Genomic DNA, 13,612 nt, shown 5'->3' on the forward strand with positions numbered 1-13,612 from the left:
AGCCCCCACCCCCCTCACCCCAACTTCTCCACCAGTGCCAGTCCTCGCTCGGCCCAGGCGATTTCCGCCCTGGCGCGCTCCGCCATGCCCTCGTACACGTGGACCTTGTACGCGACGATCGCCTCGTGTTGGGGTTGCGGGGCGTGCGCCAGGCGGCGTTGCAGCAGCTCCGTCTCCCGCGCCCGCAGCTGCGCCGCGTGCCGCTCCCACCGGTGCAGCTGCTCCTGGTGGTGCGCCCGGTGCGCCTCGAACTGCCGCCGCACCACCTCGGGGTCCGCGTACTCGAAGTACGTCGCCTTCAGGTAGGCCGCGTCACGAACCGGTGACGGCGCTTCGACCTCCGACACCCACCTCCGCAGCTCGCGTTCCCCCGCCTCCGTCAGCCGGTACGCCCGCTTCACCGCCTTCGTCCCCCGCGCCACCTCGTCCGCTGCCACGAGGTCCTCGCGCTCCAGTTTCCGCAGCTCCGTGTAGATCTGCGGGTGCGGCGCGTGCCAGACGCGGTCCGCCGACTGGTCGAACTGCTTCGCGAGCTCGTACCCCGTCATCGGCCCGGCCTCGAGCAGGGCGAGCAGCGCGTGGCGCAGGGACATCGGGGCCTCCAAATATGTAACTTCATACGTAAATGCTTACGTACTTGTGCTAGCGTACGGCTCGCTCGATCATCGACGATCGGAGTTCCTCCCATGAGCGCACCCGCGAACGGCCGCGCCGCCGTCGTCACGTTGACCTACCTCGGTTTCGCCCTGCAGCTCATGCAGGTCGGCCTCCTGCCCCTCCTCCCCGCGATCGGCAAGGCACTGCACGCCTCCGCCGCGGGCACGTCCTGGATCCTGACATCCGGCCTGCTCTCCGGCGCCGTCTTCCTCGCCGTCCTCACCCGCCTCGCCGACCTGATCGGCAAGAAACCCGTGATCCTGCTGGCGATGGCGCTCGTACTCGCCGGCTGCCTGATCGACAGCTTCGCCACGAACCTCCCGCTCGTCCTGCTCGGCCGCGTCCTCATCGGCGCGCAACTGCCCATGCTGGCCCTGCCCGAGGCGATCGCGAGCGACACGCTGCCCCCGAAACAGGCGCACACCGCGATCAGCGCGATCCACGTCGGGACGGGCCTCGGCATCGCGGGCGGCCTGCTGCTGGGCGCGATCGTCGGCATCCACCCGCAGAACTGGCACCTCTTCTTCGTGGCGGGCGCGGTCGCGAGCCTGCTGGGGCTCGCCGCGACCGCGGTGTTCGTCCGCGACTCGCCCGAGCGCGCCCGCGGCGGGCTGGACGTGCCCGGCGCCGTGCTGCTCACCCTCGCGCTCGTCACGCTGCTGCTCGGCCTCAGCCAGGGACCGTCGTGGGGCTGGGGTTCGGCGCAGGTGCTGGGCCTGCTGACCGGCGGCGTCGCGCTCGGCGCGCTGTGGTGGTGGCGCGAACGCACCGCCCGCACACCGCTCATCGACGTCTCGTACCTGCTGCGCCCCCAGGTCGCGCTCCCCTACGCGATGACCTTCCTGATCGCCTTCGGCATCTACGGTTCGCTCTCCGCCGTCACCCGCCTCGCGCAAACCCCCGTCTCGTCCGGCTTCGGCTACGGCTGGAGCAGCCTGACCGCGGGCTGGTTCGCGCTGCCCCAGGCCGTCGGCAGCGTGCTCGGCATCGTCGTGCTGCGCGCGGCCCGGCCCCGCGGGCTCGTGCTCACGTCGGCGCTCGGGTTCGCCGCCATCACGGTCGGCTTCGCCGGTTTCGCGCTGGGGCACGCTGTGCCGGTGGTCGAAATCGTGTCACTCGGCTTCGACTCGATGGGCCTCGCGGTCGCGCTCGCCGCCACGCAACTGCTCGTGCTGCGTGCCGTGCCCGCCGCCGAATCCGGGATCGCACTGGGACTTTCGGTCGTCATGTACGCCGTCGGCAACGCGAGCGGCAGCGCCGTCGCCGGGGTGCTGTTCGCGAGCCTCACCACCCCCGCCGGGACCCCGGCGCTCAGTTCCTACCTCGCCGGGTTCGCCGTGTGCGGGCTGTGCGCGCTCGTCGCGCTGCTGCTGTGCGTGCCGCTCGCCCGGCGCCGGTCCACCCCCGTTCCCGACCTCGAAGGAGTATCCGCATGACCCGCCTCCAGCTGTCCTTCGCCTGCTGGGACTACGACCGGATGCACGCGCTGCAGGACGGGCGCGTCCGCCCGGAGGGCGTCGACCTCAACTTCCTGTCCCTGCCCGTCGAAGAGACCTTCTACCGGCAGCTGCGGTACCAGGAGTTCGACGTCAGCGAGATGAGCCTGTCCTCCTACCTGCTCACACTGGACCGCGACGACCCGCCGTTCGTCGCGCTGCCGGTGTTCCCGTCGCGCGTCTTCCGGCACCAGTCGATCTACATCAACACCGCGAGCGGCATCGAGCGCCCGCAGGACCTCGTCGGCAAGCGGGTCGGGCTGCCCGAGTACCAGCTGACCGCGTGCGTGTGGCAGCGCGGGATCCTCGCCGAGGAGTACGGCGTGCCGGTGGACTCGGTGCGGTACTTCACCGGCGGCGTCGAGGAACCCGGCCGGTCGGAGAAGATCGCGCTGAACCTGCCGGACTCGGTCAGCGTCACGCCGATCGGCCCCGGGCAGACCCTGTCCGCGATGCTGGCCGACGGCGAGCTCGACGCGATCTACAGCGCCACGCAGCCGTCGTGCTTCGGCCGCGTGCCCACCGTGCGGCACCTGTTCGAGGACTTCGCGGCGGTGGAGAAGGACTACTACCGCCGGACGCGGATCTTCCCGATCATGCACACCGTGGTGCTGCGGCGCGAGCTGCACGAGCGGCACCCGTGGCTCGCGCGCTCGCTCACGAAGGCGTTCACGCGCTCGCTGGAGGTGGCGTACGCGGATCTGCACCACCGCAACGCGTTCAAGGTGATGTTGCCGTGGCTGCAGCAGCACCTCGCGGAGACGTTGGAGGTGCTGGGCCCCGGCTACTGGGACTACGGCCTGGAGCGCAACCGGCACGTGCTGGAGACGTTCGCCCGCTACTCGCACGAGCAGGGGCTGGCCTCCCGGCTCCGCACGGCGGAGGAGATCGTGCTGGCCTCCGCCGCCGACTCGTTCAAGCTGTGAGGTCCACTGTGGACGAACTGCGGCAGACGGTGTCGGACGCGTGCCAGGTGCTGGCCGCACACGGTGTCGTGGACGGGATACTGGGCCACGTCAGCGCTCGCGTCGACTCCGGCCACCTCCTGGTGCGCACCCGTGGCCCTCGCGAGCGCGGGCTGCGGTACACCGAACCCGCCGACGTGCGGCTCGTCGACCTGGACGGGCGGGGCGACGACCTCGGCGAATGGCGGGTGCCGAACGAGCTGCCGATCCACACCGAGGTGCTGCGCACCCGGCCGGAGGTGGGTGCGGTGGTGCACGCGCACCCGCCCGCGCTGCTCGTGTGCGGGCTCGCGGGCCTGCCGCTGCGGCCGGTCTACGGCGCGTTCGACATCCCCGGTATGCGCCTGGCCGCCGGCGGCGTGCCCGTGTACCCGAGGTCGGTGCTGATCCGGCGGCGGGAGCTGGCGGAGGAGATGCTGGCGGCGATGGGTGACCGGCCGGTGTGCCTGCTGCGCGGGCACGGGGTGACGGTGACCGGGGCGAGCGTCGAGGAGGCGGTGGTGCGCACGATCGCGCTCGAAATGCTGGCGCGCGTGACGCTGGAGCTGGACCGGCTGGGCGCGGACGTGCCGCCGGTCAGTGACGCGGATCTGGCCGAACTGCCCGACCTCGGGCCCGCCTTCACCACCGGCGCGCAGTGGCGCGCGTTGCTCGCCTCGGTCAAGATCCATTGACCCGCAAGGGAAGTAGGGGAATTTCCACCATCACGGTACTTGACCGTCCCATTACCGGGCATTATGGTCTAGACCACAAAGGTTCAGACAACTCCGTCCCGCAGCCAGCGGAAGAGGAGGCGCGACCATGTTCGGGAAACACGTCAGGACCCTCGTCGCCGGAGCGGCACTCGCCCCGCTCGTCGCGCTCGCACTGCCTGCAGGCGTCGCCAGCGCGCACGGCTACATCAACTCCCCGCCGAGCCGCCAGGCGCAGTGCGCGCAGGGCATCGTCGCGTGCGGCGACATCAAGTACGAGCCGCAGAGCGTCGAAGGACCCAAGGGGCTGCGCAGCTGCAGCGGCGGCAACACCCGCTTCGCCGAACTCGACGACGACGCCAAGGGCTGGCGGGTGACGTCGGTCGGCAGGACGGTCACGTTCACGTGGACGATGACCGCGGCGCACCGCACCAGCAACTGGGAGTACTACATCGGCGACACGCTCGTCCAGACGGTCGACGGCGGCAACGCACAGCCTCCGACGACGGTGTCGCACAGCGTGAACCTCGGCGGCTTCAGCGGCAAGCAGAAACTGCTCGCCGTCTGGAACATCGCCGACACCACCAACGCGTTCTACTCCTGCGTGGACCTGCAGATCGGCTGAGCGGAACGAGGGCCGCGGCCGGGCAACCGGGCGCGGCCCTCAGTGCGCGCGCAGGTACGCCGCCACGACGTCGTCACCCTCCGGCCGCCGCTCCACGACGGACAGCGCGACCTCGGCGAGCCGGCGGCGGTGGCTGCGGGCGTAGAGCCGCAACGCGACGAACGCGTCCTCCACACCGATGCCGAGCCGCTCGGCGAGCACCCCCTTGGCCTGTTCGATCGTGATCCGGCTGGTCAGCGCGGTCTGCAGCTGCTCGACCAGCACCTCGTGCCGCCGCAGGGTCCGCTCGTGCAGAATGCCGATGGTCGCGATGTCCGCGAGCGCCTGCCCGACGCTGATCCGTTCCTCACCCAGCTCGCCTGCCGTGGCCGCGAACAGGTTCACCGCGCCCACGATGTCGTCCCGCAGGCGCATCGGCACGGCCACCACGGCCTGGTAGCCCGCCTCCTGCGCGGCGCGGGAGAAACTCGGCCACTGCTGCGCCTGGCTCAGGTCGGCGCACTGCACCGGGCGGCCCAGCCGGTAGCAGTCGATCGCGGCGCCCTCCTCGTTCTGCAGCTGCAGCAGTTCCAGCAGCCGGGCCTGCTCGTCGGACGCGGCGACGACGTTGAGGACCCCGTGCGCGTCCGCCAGCAGCAGCCCGGCCGCGTCGACCGCGAGCAACTCGACGCAGCGGGCGGCCAGCCCGTGCAGGAAGTCGATCAGGTCGAAGTCGGCGACCAGGGTGTCGGCGAGTTCGACGAACACCCGTGTCACCCTCGTGTCGGGCCCGCTCATCGGTGCTCCCCTTCGGACTTGTCACTGGGAGCGAACCTGAGCCGGCGCTGCACAACCGCCTTCGCCACCGCCCCCAGTCGCTCACCGCGAGCGTATGCGTGTGCGCGCAGCCGCACCATGGCCTCCCCCACCGGTACTCCGAGTTGCACCGACACCATGCCCGCGGCCTGGTGGAGTTCGGCCCCGTGTCCGAAGAAGGTTTCCCCGCTTTCCCCACCGTTCGTCCCCGCCCTGCTGTCGAGGACGATCGCGAGCGCGGCGTCGGCGTAGACGATCGTGTCCGCCAGTGCATCAGGGGTCAGGTCGCGCGCCTCACGACGGTGGAGGTCCAGCGCGCCCACCCGCACCGCACCGATCCTCAGCGGGATGGAGAACTGCGCCCGCGCGCCGGCCCGCACCGCTTCGGGGGCGTAGCCCGGCCACCGGGCCCGGCTCTCGGCGCTCGCGAGGTCCGGCACGAGGACAGGGCCGAACCCGCCGGCGGCGTCCAGCGCCGGACCCTGTCCCGATGTGGTCTGCAGCTCCACCAGCTCCTCGCCAAGTGGGTTCGTGGCGAACACGAGATGCCCCGTCTGCAGACTACTGGTCAGCAACAACACCGCCGCATCGGCCGAGACGGCCTCCGCGCAGGCCAGGCACGCGTGCCGCAGTGACAGGGCAGCGGCTTCCCGACGTGCGCACTCGACGATGGACGACCAGACCCTGGCCGCCCTGTCCTGGTTCATCTCCCGCGTACCGCCTCGATGTCCTCCGGCCAGGGTGGCTGAACAATACCTACAGTAGTTCCGGGGGCCGCGCGGATCCCGGCGGCGCTGGAGCGGATGGAGCAGTGGCCGCCGACGAACGGAGTATTTGGCCCCCACGGGAGTTTCTCACCCGGCCAGGGGAGGAATTTCTCCGGTATGACCAGGACACGAACATACTCGGGCCGCGCCTCCGCCGCCAGGATCGTCACCGGCGTCGGGGCCGTGTTCGCCCTCATCGAAGTGATCTACATCCTGCTGATCCTGCTGGGCGCCAACGCGGGCAACGCCTTCACGCGCTTCATCCGCGCGATCGCGGAACCGCTGGCCCTGTTCTTCCCCGGCCTGTTCCCCATCGACAACCCGCAGCTGGCCGTGCTGGTGAACTACGGGCTCGCCGCGATCTTCTGGGTCGTCGTCACGGGTCTCGTCGCCCGGCTGTTCTTCCGCTGACCGTCTACTGAGGACCATGACCCGCGCCGTCGTGGCCGATCGGGCATCATGGCGGCCGTGACACCTTCCTTCAGCACCGCGGACCTGGTGGACGAGCACGGGGACCGGCTCCAGGTCTGCGACACGCAGTTCCGGCAGTTCGGCGCCCACCGGGCCTTCACCGGCCCGGTGCGGACCGTTTCCTGCTACCACGACAACGGGCTCGTCAAGGAGCTGCTGAACACGCCCGGCGAGGGGGCCGTCCTCGTCGTGGACGGGCGCGGTTCGCTGCACAGCGCACTGACCGGGGACCTGATCGCGAAGGCGGCCGTGGACAACGGCTGGGCCGGGCTGGTGATCAACGGTGCCGTGCGCGACAGCGCGGTGCTCGCGGGGCTGCCGATCGGGATCAAGGCGCTGGGCACGAACCCGCGCAAGAGCAGCAAGGCCGGGGCGGGCGCGGTGGACGTCCCGGTCGGGTTCGGCGGGATCACGTTCCATCCGGGTGACGTCCTGTATTCGGACGACGACGGGGTGGTGCTGCTGCCGTCCCGTCCCTAGTGTCGGGGAATGGATCTGCGCAGCGACGCGTTCGGCGAACCCCGGGATCCGGCGATCCTGCTCATCGGCGGCGGGGGCGCGACGATGGACTGGTGGGATCCCGCCTTCTGCCGGCGGCTCGCCGAGGGCGCCCGGTTCGTGCTGCGCTACGACCACCGCGACACCGGCGAGTCCGTGCACTACCCGCCGGGTGAGCCGGGGTACGGCTTCGACGACCTGGTCACCGACGCGTTGCGGGTGCTCGGCGAGTACGGGATCGAGCGCGCGCACGTCGTCGGTGTCTCCATGGGAGGGACGATCGCGCAGCACCTCGCGGTGCGCCACCCCGCCAGGGTCGAGTCGCTGACGTTGATCTCCACCAGCCCTGGCTGGGCGGGGCTGCCGCCGATGTCCCCGCGGCTGGAGGAGTACTTCGCCGTGCAGCCCATGCCCTCGACCGCGGAGCACCTGGTGGAGTTCGAACGGCAACTCGCCGCGCCCGCGTACTTCGACGAAGCCCGCACGCGTGCCGTGGCCGAGCGCGTGATCGCGCGGTCCGGTGGGCTGGCGTGCGCGTCCAACCACGCGTTGATCGAACCGCCGGAGCCGGTGCGGCACAGGCTGGGCGAGATCGCGGTGCCCACACTGGTCGTCCACGGCACGGCCGATCCGCTGTTCCCCTTCGAGCACGCGGAAGCGCTTGCACGCGAGATCCCCGGTGCCGAGTTGCTGCCGCTCGACGGTGTCGGTCACCAGATGCCACCGCCGTCCTCGTGGGACACCGTGGTGCCCGCGCTGTTGCGGCACACCTCGGGCGGCTGGGACGCACAGGCCGGACGGCTCGCAGCACGGTCCATCGCCTGCGACGATCCGACGGGCTGGTTCGACCGGCTGTACTCGGCGGGAGTGGCCGGGGAGGTGCCGATGCCGTGGGACCGCGGAAGCGCCTCGCCGCTGCTCGTGGACTGGGCGCGGGAGCGGACGGCACGCGGACGGGCGGTGGTGGTCGGCTGCGGGCTGGGCGCGGACGCCGAGTACCTCGCGGAGCTGGGCTGGGCCACCACGGCGTTCGACGTCTCCCCGACGGCGATCGAGGTGGCGGCGAAGCGGTACCCGGAGTCCACAGTGGACTACCGGGTGGCGGACCTGCTGGCGCTTCCTGCGGAGCTCGTGGGCGCCTTCGACCTGGTGGTGGAGAACTTCACGGTGCAGGCGCTCCCCCGCACGCACCGCGCGGCGGCCACGGCGGCGGTGGCGTCGCTCGTGGCGCCGGGCGGCACGCTGCTCGTCATCGCGCGGCGGGACGAGGGCGAGCAGGCGGGGCCGCCGTGGCCGCTGACCCGCGAGGAGGTGGAGGCGTTCGCCGCGGGCGGGCTGGCTCTCGTGCGGGTGGAGGAACTGGACCTGTGGCGCGCGGAGTTCCGGCGGGCTTCGGTGGGGTGACGGGGCCTCGCCGTGGTGGCGCGGGTGGCGGGGGCGGTGGTCAGCGGAGGCAGTAGGGGCGGGGGCGCTGGTCAGCGGTGGCGGGGCCGGGAGCGGGAGGTCTTGGCGGCACGGGCGCGGGGGCGGGTGGATGCCGCGCTGCCTTGGCGGCATGGCCCGGTAGTCGAGGGGCCGCCACATCCCCGGAGGCGGTGGCGGCCTTCACGGCAGTGGCCGTGCCACGAGGTTTTTGGCGGCACCGGCTCGGCCGGGTAGGCGGAAGCGCCGCCTTCGCGGCACCGCCCCACCTCACCGCCGTCAGGCGACCCCGAGGTAGGCCTCCTTCACACCGGCATCCGCGAGCAGCTCCCGGCCGGTGCCGGCGCGGGTGATGCGGCCGGTCTCCAGCACGTACGCCCGGTGCGCCCGCGACAGCGCCTGCTGCGCGTTCTGCTCCACCAGCAACACCGTCGTGCCCTGCTGGTTGATCTCGGTGATGATCCGGAAGATCTGCGCGATGAACTGCGGCGCCAGCCCCATCGACGGCTCGTCCAGCAGCAACAGCTTCGGCTTGGCCATCAGCGCCCGCCCGATCGCCAGCATCTGCTGCTCACCACCCGACAGTGTGCCCCCCGCCTGCGACCGCCGCTCCTTCAACCGCGGGAACAACGCGAACACCCGCTCCAGATCCGCACCCAGGTTCTTGCGGTCCTTGCGCGCGTACGCGCCCATGTCCAGGTTCTCCGCCACCGTCATCCCCGGGAACACCCCCCGGCCCTCCGGCACCTGCGAGATCCCCCGCACCACCCGCAGATCCGCCCGCAACCGCGTGATGTCCTCGCCCGCGAAGGTGATACGACCCGCCGACAACGGGCGGATACCCGAGATCGCGCGCATCGTGGTGGACTTGCCGGCGCCGTTCGCGCCGATCAAGGCCACGATCTCGCCCTGACCCACCGTGATCGACAGCTCCGACACCGCCTGGATGCGGCCGTAGTGCACCGAAACCCCGGACAGCTCAAGCAACGTCATCGTCAGGCACCCCCAGGTACGCGGCGATCACCGCCGGGTTCTCCCGGATCTCCGCCGGCAGCCCCTCCGCGATCTTCTTCCCGAACTCCAGCACCACGATCCGGTCCGTCACGCCCATGACGAGTTTCATGTCGTGCTCGATCAACAACACCGTGTACCCGTCGGCGCGGATCTTGCGGATGAGCTGCATCAGCTCTTCCTTCTCCGCCGGGTTGAACCCCGCCGCAGGCTCGTCCAAGCACAACAGCTTCGGCTCGGTCGCCAGCGCCCGCGCGATCTCCAGCCGACGCTGGTAGCCATACGGCAGGTTCTTCGCCTTGTCCGCCGCGCGGTCGGCGATGCCCACGAACTCCAGCAACGCCATCGCCCGGTCCACCGCCTCCTGCTCCTCGCGGTGGTGCCGTGGCAAGCGCAACAACGCCCCCAGCACACTCGTCTTGGCACGCGCGTCCGCGCCGACGACCACGTTCTCCAGCGCGGTCATCTCCCCGAACAGCCGGATGTTCTGGAACGTGCGGGCGATGCCGAGCTGCGTGATGCCGTGCCGCGAGGACTTGCCCAGCGGCTTGCCCTCCAGCAGCACCTGACCCGACGTCGGCCGGTACACACCGCTCATCGCGTTGAAGCACGTCGTCTTACCCGCGCCGTTCGGCCCGATCAGGCCGAGGATCTCGCCACGCCGGATGCCGAAGGACACGCGGTCCAGCGCCGTCAGCCCGCCGAACCGCATCGTCACGTCGGTGAGCTGCAGCAACGTCTCCCCGAAGCGCGCGGAAATGTGCCGGTCCGGCGCGACGGCCTCGGCGACCTCCGCCTCGTGCCGGAGCCGCGCGTCGAGTTCGCCCGTGTGGTACAGGATCTCGGTGTCCTCGTTCATCGCGTCTCCGTCATCGCGCTGTCCCCGCTGATCTGCTCACCGCGGCCGACGAGGCGCTGGTACGCCTGCCGCCCCTTGGCCAGCAAGCGTTGCCGGGCGCCCAGCAGCCCCTGCGGCCGGAAGATCATCAGGATGATCAACGCGATCCCGAAGATCAGGTAGTTGTACTCGGCGATCTGCACGAACCGCAGCGGCAGGTACGCCACCACCACCGCCCCCAGCAGCACACCCACCTTGTTCCCGGCACCACCCAGCACGACCGCAGCCAGGAACAGCATCGAGGTGACCACGTCGAACGACTGGTTGTTCACGAAACCCAGCTTGCCCGCATACAACGCCCCGGACAGCCCACCGATCGCCGCGCCGATCACGAACGCCCAGATCTTGAACTTGTACGTCGCCACCCCCATGATCTCGGCGACGTCCTCGTCCTCCCGGATCGCGACCCACGCGCGCCCCACCCGGGACCGTTCCAGGTTCCCGACCAGCAAGAGGATTCCCACGATGATCGTCACCGTGAGCCAGTACCAGGCGGTGGCGTTGTCGTAGAACGGCTGCCCCGCATTGTTCGTCCCGACCCGCTCGAAGCCGGACTGACCGCGCAGCGGCGTGACGTTGTCGGCCAGCAGCCGGATGATCTCCCCGAAGCCCAGGGTCACGATCGCGAGGTAATCGCCCCGCAGCCGCAACGTGGGCGTGCCCAGGATGATCCCGAAGATCATCGTGATCACCATCGCCAGCGGCAGCGTCCACAGGTACGGCAGCTTGTGCAGCGAGGAGTTCGGCGACGTGAACAACGCCGCCACGTACGCCCCCACCGCGAAGAACCCGACGTAACCCAGGTCCAGCAGGCCCGCCTGCCCGACGACCACGTTCAGCCCCACCGCGACCAGCGCGTAGCGGGCCACGTCGAACATCGCCGTGGGGAAGTCGGTGCCGGTCGTCGCGATGATCGGCGGGTTCAGCACCGGCAGGAAGTAGATCAGGACCAGCAGCGGGACCAGGATGCCCCACTGCGCCGGCCGGGACAGGCTGTTCCAGCGCTCCCTGATGCTCATACCCGTGCCTTCCCCAGCGACTCGCCCAGGATTCCGGTCGGGCGGAACATCAGCACGATCACCAGCACCACGAACGCCACGATGTCCTTCCACTCCCCGCCGAACAGCGACTGCCCGTAGTTCTCGACCAGCCCGAGCACGAAACCACCCAGCAGCGCACCACGCAGGTTGCCGATACCGCCGAGCACCGCGGCCGTGAACGCCTTGATACCCAACAGGAAACCGCCGTTGTAGATCGCGCCCTGCGGGATCTTCATCATGTAGAACAACGCCGCCGCACCGGCCAGCAGACCACCGACCAGGAACGTCACCACGATCACGCGTTCCTTGTTCACCCCCATCAGCGTCGCGGTGTCCGGATCCTGCGCCACCGCACGGATCCCGCGGCCCAGCCGGGTCTTGTTCACGAAGTAGTCCGCCACGAACCACAGCAGGACCGCCGCGAGGAACAGCACCAGGTGGATGTTCGTGACGACCGCGCCGAACACGCGGAACAGCGGCTGGGGCTGCAGCAGGCGGATCTGGGGCTGCTGGTTCAACCCGAAGATCAGCTTCAGCGTCTGCTGGATCGCGAAGGACGCGCCGATCGCGGTGATCAGGAAGACCAGCCGCGGCGCGTTCCGCTTCCGCAACGGCCGGTAGGCGACCCGTTCGAGCGCGACGGCCGTCGCCCCCGACGCCGCCATCGCGGCGACGCACGCGACGAGCAGGAACCCGATGACCTCGAGCAGGGGCAGCTCAGGTGTGGTCCCCGCCCGGAAACCCAGCAGCCAGAACGTGATCCAGGTCGCGAACGCCCCGACCACGAACACTTCCGAGTGCGCGAAGTTGATCAGTTTGAGCACCCCGTACACCAGGGTGTAGCCGAGCGCGATGAGGGCGTAGATACCGCCCTGCGCCAGGCCGTCGACGGTGTTGTTCCAGAACTGCTCGGCCAGCCCCGGCACGTCGAACTGGATCCAGCTGTCTGTGGAGAACGCGTTCATCTGCGGGTTCCCGGGCGAGGAGCGGTCAGCTCAGCTGGCCGTTGTTGACGATCTTGCCGTTCTGCACGCGGTAGCTCCACACGGGAGTCTCGGTCAGCTCACCGGTCGCGTCCCACTTGTAGTGCTTGGTCAGGCCCTGGCCGTCGTAGTTCTTGACGAAGTTCAGCAGGCCCGCACGGTCCTTGACGCCCGAATCGATCCCCTTGAGCAGAATCGTCGCCACGTCGTAGCTCTCCGGGGAGTACGTGCCCGGGTCGGCGCCCTCGACCTGCTTGAAGGCGGCGGTGAAGTCCTTGAAGTTGTCCTCGGGGACGCACGGGCAGGTGAAGTAGGCGTTGTTCGCACCGGCACCGGCGCCCTTGAGGAACTCCGGGTCCTTCACGCCGTCGGGGGCGACGAACTTGGCGGTGACACCCTTGTCGTTGAGCTGCTGCGCGAACGGTGCGGCCTCGGGGTAGTAGCCCGCGTAGAAGATCGCGTCCGGGTTCTCCGAGGACATCTTGTTGACCACGGCGGAGAAGTCGGTCTGCCCGGTCTTCACCTTGTCGGTGCACGAAGCCTTGCTGCCCAGCGCCTGGGTGACCTGGGCGGCGAGGCCGATTCCGTACTCCGAGTCGTCCTCGACGACGCAGATCTTGTTCGCCTTCAACGTCTCCGTCATCAGCTTGACGGCGGCGGGGCCCTGCACCGAGTCGTTGCCGACGCCACGGAAGAACGTCTTCCAGCCCTTCTTGGTGAGGTCGGGGTTCGTCGCGATCGGCGTCACGCTCACGAGGCCGGCCTGGTTGAACAGGTTGCCCACGGCCTTCGACTCGCCCGAGAACGGCAGGCCGGCGACACCGAGGATGTCGGGCTCGGCGATGGCCTGGTTGACCACACCCGGTGCCTTGTCGGGCTTGCCCTCGCTGTCGAACTTCTTCAGCGTGACCTGGCAGTTCGGGTTGGCCTGGTTGTGCTGCTTCACGGCGAGGTCGATGCCACGCAGCGAGTTCTGCCCGAACGCGGCGCTGTTGCCGTTGATCGTGCCGATGTAGGCGATCGACACGCCCGAGCAGACGGCCTTGCCGTCACCCGCCGGGTTGGCGGCGTTGGCCGCGAGCGAAGGTGCCGCGGCGGACGTGTTGCCGTCCGAGCCCGAGCCCCCGCTGTCGCGCGCGGCACACGCTCCGAGCGCCAGCGAGGCCGCGGCCGCCAGCACCAGGACGCGGCTGATTCGTGTTGCAGACATCGTTCCTCCGCCTGAAAAAAAGGTAGGGTTGGAGCACGCGACGAGATGGTCGGAATGTGCCGTGCTCCCCCGTGGCGAAGCC

General features: G+C 70.0%; 15 protein-coding genes. 7 read left to right on the forward strand and 8 right to left on the reverse strand.

What is annotated here, in order from left to right; translation table 11 throughout:
• Nucleotides 1-14 precede the first annotated feature (14 nt).
• Nucleotides 15-593: a PadR family transcriptional regulator gene (locus tag ABFX51_RS12165; RefSeq protein WP_091516338.1), complete on the reverse strand. Its 579-nt coding sequence runs from the start codon at nucleotides 591-593 to the stop codon at nucleotides 15-17.
• Between the two features lie 93 nt (nucleotides 594-686).
• Between ABFX51_RS12165 and ABFX51_RS12170 the strand changes: the two genes are divergently transcribed.
• The 4 genes from ABFX51_RS12170 (at nucleotide 687) to ABFX51_RS12185 (ending at nucleotide 4,435) form a co-directional block, all read left to right on the forward strand.
• A complete protein-coding gene (locus ABFX51_RS12170) occupies nucleotides 687-2,093 on the forward strand; it encodes an MFS transporter (RefSeq protein WP_346053770.1) in 1,407 nt (468 codons plus the stop codon).
• Nucleotides 2,090-3,079, forward strand: a complete 990-nt coding sequence (locus ABFX51_RS12175; protein WP_346053771.1) for a substrate-binding domain-containing protein — start codon at nucleotides 2,090-2,092, stop codon at nucleotides 3,077-3,079. The genes ABFX51_RS12170 and ABFX51_RS12175 overlap by 4 nt, the downstream gene beginning before the upstream one ends.
• A gap of 8 nt (nucleotides 3,080-3,087) precedes the next feature.
• Entirely contained in the window at nucleotides 3,088-3,792 is a 705-nt protein-coding gene (gene phtC, locus ABFX51_RS12180) for a 3,4-dihydroxyphthalate decarboxylase (RefSeq protein WP_346053772.1), read from the forward strand.
• Nucleotides 3,793-3,919: 127 nt separating this feature from the next.
• Nucleotides 3,920-4,435 carry a lytic polysaccharide monooxygenase auxiliary activity family 9 protein gene (locus tag ABFX51_RS12185; RefSeq protein ID WP_346053773.1) on the forward strand — a complete coding sequence of 172 codons (516 nt, stop codon included), beginning with the start codon at nucleotides 3,920-3,922 and terminating at the stop codon, nucleotides 4,433-4,435.
• Nucleotides 4,436-4,474: 39 nt separating this feature from the next.
• Here the strand turns inward: ABFX51_RS12185 and ABFX51_RS12190 are convergent, their stop codons facing one another.
• Together ABFX51_RS12190 and ABFX51_RS12195 are read right to left on the reverse strand one after the other, a co-directional pair.
• Nucleotides 4,475-5,212: an ANTAR domain-containing protein gene (locus tag ABFX51_RS12190; protein WP_346053774.1), complete on the reverse strand. Its 738-nt coding sequence runs from the start codon at nucleotides 5,210-5,212 to the stop codon at nucleotides 4,475-4,477.
• Nucleotides 5,209-5,937 (reverse strand): GAF and ANTAR domain-containing protein, encoded by a 729-nt coding sequence (locus tag ABFX51_RS12195; RefSeq protein ID WP_091516325.1) that lies wholly within the window; start codon nucleotides 5,935-5,937, stop codon nucleotides 5,209-5,211. The genes ABFX51_RS12190 and ABFX51_RS12195 overlap by 4 nt, the downstream gene beginning before the upstream one ends.
• Before the next feature lie 177 nt (nucleotides 5,938-6,114).
• Between ABFX51_RS12195 and ABFX51_RS12200 the strand changes: the two genes are divergently transcribed.
• Genes ABFX51_RS12200 through ABFX51_RS12210 form a run of 3 tightly spaced genes read left to right on the forward strand, consistent with a single transcriptional unit; the run spans nucleotide 6,115 to nucleotide 8,370 of the window.
• Complete coding sequence (locus ABFX51_RS12200) at nucleotides 6,115-6,408, forward strand: hypothetical protein (RefSeq protein WP_177228997.1); 294 nt, start codon at nucleotides 6,115-6,117, stop codon at nucleotides 6,406-6,408.
• Between the two features lie 48 nt (nucleotides 6,409-6,456).
• Nucleotides 6,457-6,948: a ribonuclease E activity regulator RraA gene (gene rraA / locus ABFX51_RS12205; RefSeq protein ID WP_091516323.1), complete on the forward strand. Its 492-nt coding sequence runs from the start codon at nucleotides 6,457-6,459 to the stop codon at nucleotides 6,946-6,948.
• Nucleotides 6,949-6,957: 9 nt separating this feature from the next.
• Nucleotides 6,958-8,370: an alpha/beta fold hydrolase gene (locus ABFX51_RS12210; RefSeq protein ID WP_091516320.1), complete on the forward strand. Its 1,413-nt coding sequence runs from the start codon at nucleotides 6,958-6,960 to the stop codon at nucleotides 8,368-8,370.
• Between the two features lie 297 nt (nucleotides 8,371-8,667).
• On the opposite strand, the gene ABFX51_RS12215 is transcribed toward ABFX51_RS12210, so the two are convergent.
• Genes ABFX51_RS12215 through ABFX51_RS12235 form a run of 5 tightly spaced genes read right to left on the reverse strand, consistent with a single transcriptional unit; the run spans nucleotide 8,668 to nucleotide 13,530 of the window.
• A complete protein-coding gene (locus ABFX51_RS12215) occupies nucleotides 8,668-9,381 on the reverse strand; it encodes an ABC transporter ATP-binding protein (RefSeq protein ID WP_428832468.1) in 714 nt (237 codons plus the stop codon).
• Nucleotides 9,368-10,258, reverse strand: a complete 891-nt coding sequence (locus ABFX51_RS12220; protein ID WP_091515650.1) for an ABC transporter ATP-binding protein — start codon at nucleotides 10,256-10,258, stop codon at nucleotides 9,368-9,370. Before ABFX51_RS12220 ends, ABFX51_RS12215 begins: the two co-directional genes overlap by 14 nt.
• Nucleotides 10,255-11,316, reverse strand: a complete 1,062-nt coding sequence (locus ABFX51_RS12225; protein ID WP_346053775.1) for a branched-chain amino acid ABC transporter permease — start codon at nucleotides 11,314-11,316, stop codon at nucleotides 10,255-10,257. Before ABFX51_RS12225 ends, ABFX51_RS12220 begins: the two co-directional genes overlap by 4 nt.
• On the reverse strand, nucleotides 11,313-12,302 hold the full coding sequence (locus ABFX51_RS12230; RefSeq protein WP_091515646.1) for a branched-chain amino acid ABC transporter permease: 990 nt from the start codon (nucleotides 12,300-12,302) through the stop codon (nucleotides 11,313-11,315). The genes ABFX51_RS12225 and ABFX51_RS12230 overlap by 4 nt, the downstream gene beginning before the upstream one ends.
• A gap of 25 nt (nucleotides 12,303-12,327) precedes the next feature.
• Nucleotides 12,328-13,530 (reverse strand): branched-chain amino acid ABC transporter substrate-binding protein, encoded by a 1,203-nt coding sequence (locus ABFX51_RS12235; protein ID WP_425425884.1) that lies wholly within the window; start codon nucleotides 13,528-13,530, stop codon nucleotides 12,328-12,330.
• Nucleotides 13,531-13,612 lie beyond the last annotated feature (82 nt).

It is taken from the genome of Amycolatopsis dongchuanensis, assembly GCF_039542405.1.
Lineage (GTDB): Bacteria > Actinomycetota > Actinomycetes > Mycobacteriales > Pseudonocardiaceae > Amycolatopsis_E > Amycolatopsis_E sacchari.

Bases quoted from the DNA above. Each gene is read 5' to 3' on its own strand.
- ABFX51_RS12165 (WP_091516338.1), bottom strand. From the start codon at position 593: ATGTCCCTGCGCCACGCGCTGCTCGCCCTGCTCGAGGCCGGGCCGATG.
- ABFX51_RS12170 (WP_346053770.1), top strand. From the start codon at position 687: ATGAGCGCACCCGCGAACGGCCGCGCCGCCGTCGTCACGTTGACCTAC.
- ABFX51_RS12175 (WP_346053771.1), top strand. From the start codon at position 2,090: ATGACCCGCCTCCAGCTGTCCTTCGCCTGCTGGGACTACGACCGGATG.
- ABFX51_RS12185 (WP_346053773.1), top strand. From the start codon at position 3,920: ATGTTCGGGAAACACGTCAGGACCCTCGTCGCCGGAGCGGCACTCGCC.
- ABFX51_RS12190 (WP_346053774.1), bottom strand. From the start codon at position 5,212: ATGAGCGGGCCCGACACGAGGGTGACACGGGTGTTCGTCGAACTCGCC.
- ABFX51_RS12195 (WP_091516325.1), bottom strand. From the start codon at position 5,937: ATGAACCAGGACAGGGCGGCCAGGGTCTGGTCGTCCATCGTCGAGTGC.
- ABFX51_RS12200 (WP_177228997.1), top strand. From the start codon at position 6,115: ATGACCAGGACACGAACATACTCGGGCCGCGCCTCCGCCGCCAGGATC.
- rraA (WP_091516323.1), top strand. From the start codon at position 6,457: ATGGCGGCCGTGACACCTTCCTTCAGCACCGCGGACCTGGTGGACGAG.
- ABFX51_RS12210 (WP_091516320.1), top strand. From the start codon at position 6,958: ATGGATCTGCGCAGCGACGCGTTCGGCGAACCCCGGGATCCGGCGATC.
- ABFX51_RS12215 (WP_428832468.1), bottom strand. From the start codon at position 9,381: ATGACGTTGCTTGAGCTGTCCGGGGTTTCGGTGCACTACGGCCGCATC.
- ABFX51_RS12220 (WP_091515650.1), bottom strand. From the start codon at position 10,258: ATGAACGAGGACACCGAGATCCTGTACCACACGGGCGAACTCGACGCG.
- ABFX51_RS12225 (WP_346053775.1), bottom strand. From the start codon at position 11,316: ATGAGCATCAGGGAGCGCTGGAACAGCCTGTCCCGGCCGGCGCAGTGG.
- ABFX51_RS12230 (WP_091515646.1), bottom strand. From the start codon at position 12,302: ATGAACGCGTTCTCCACAGACAGCTGGATCCAGTTCGACGTGCCGGGG.
- ABFX51_RS12235 (WP_425425884.1), bottom strand. From the start codon at position 13,530: ATGTCTGCAACACGAATCAGCCGCGTCCTGGTGCTGGCGGCCGCGGCC.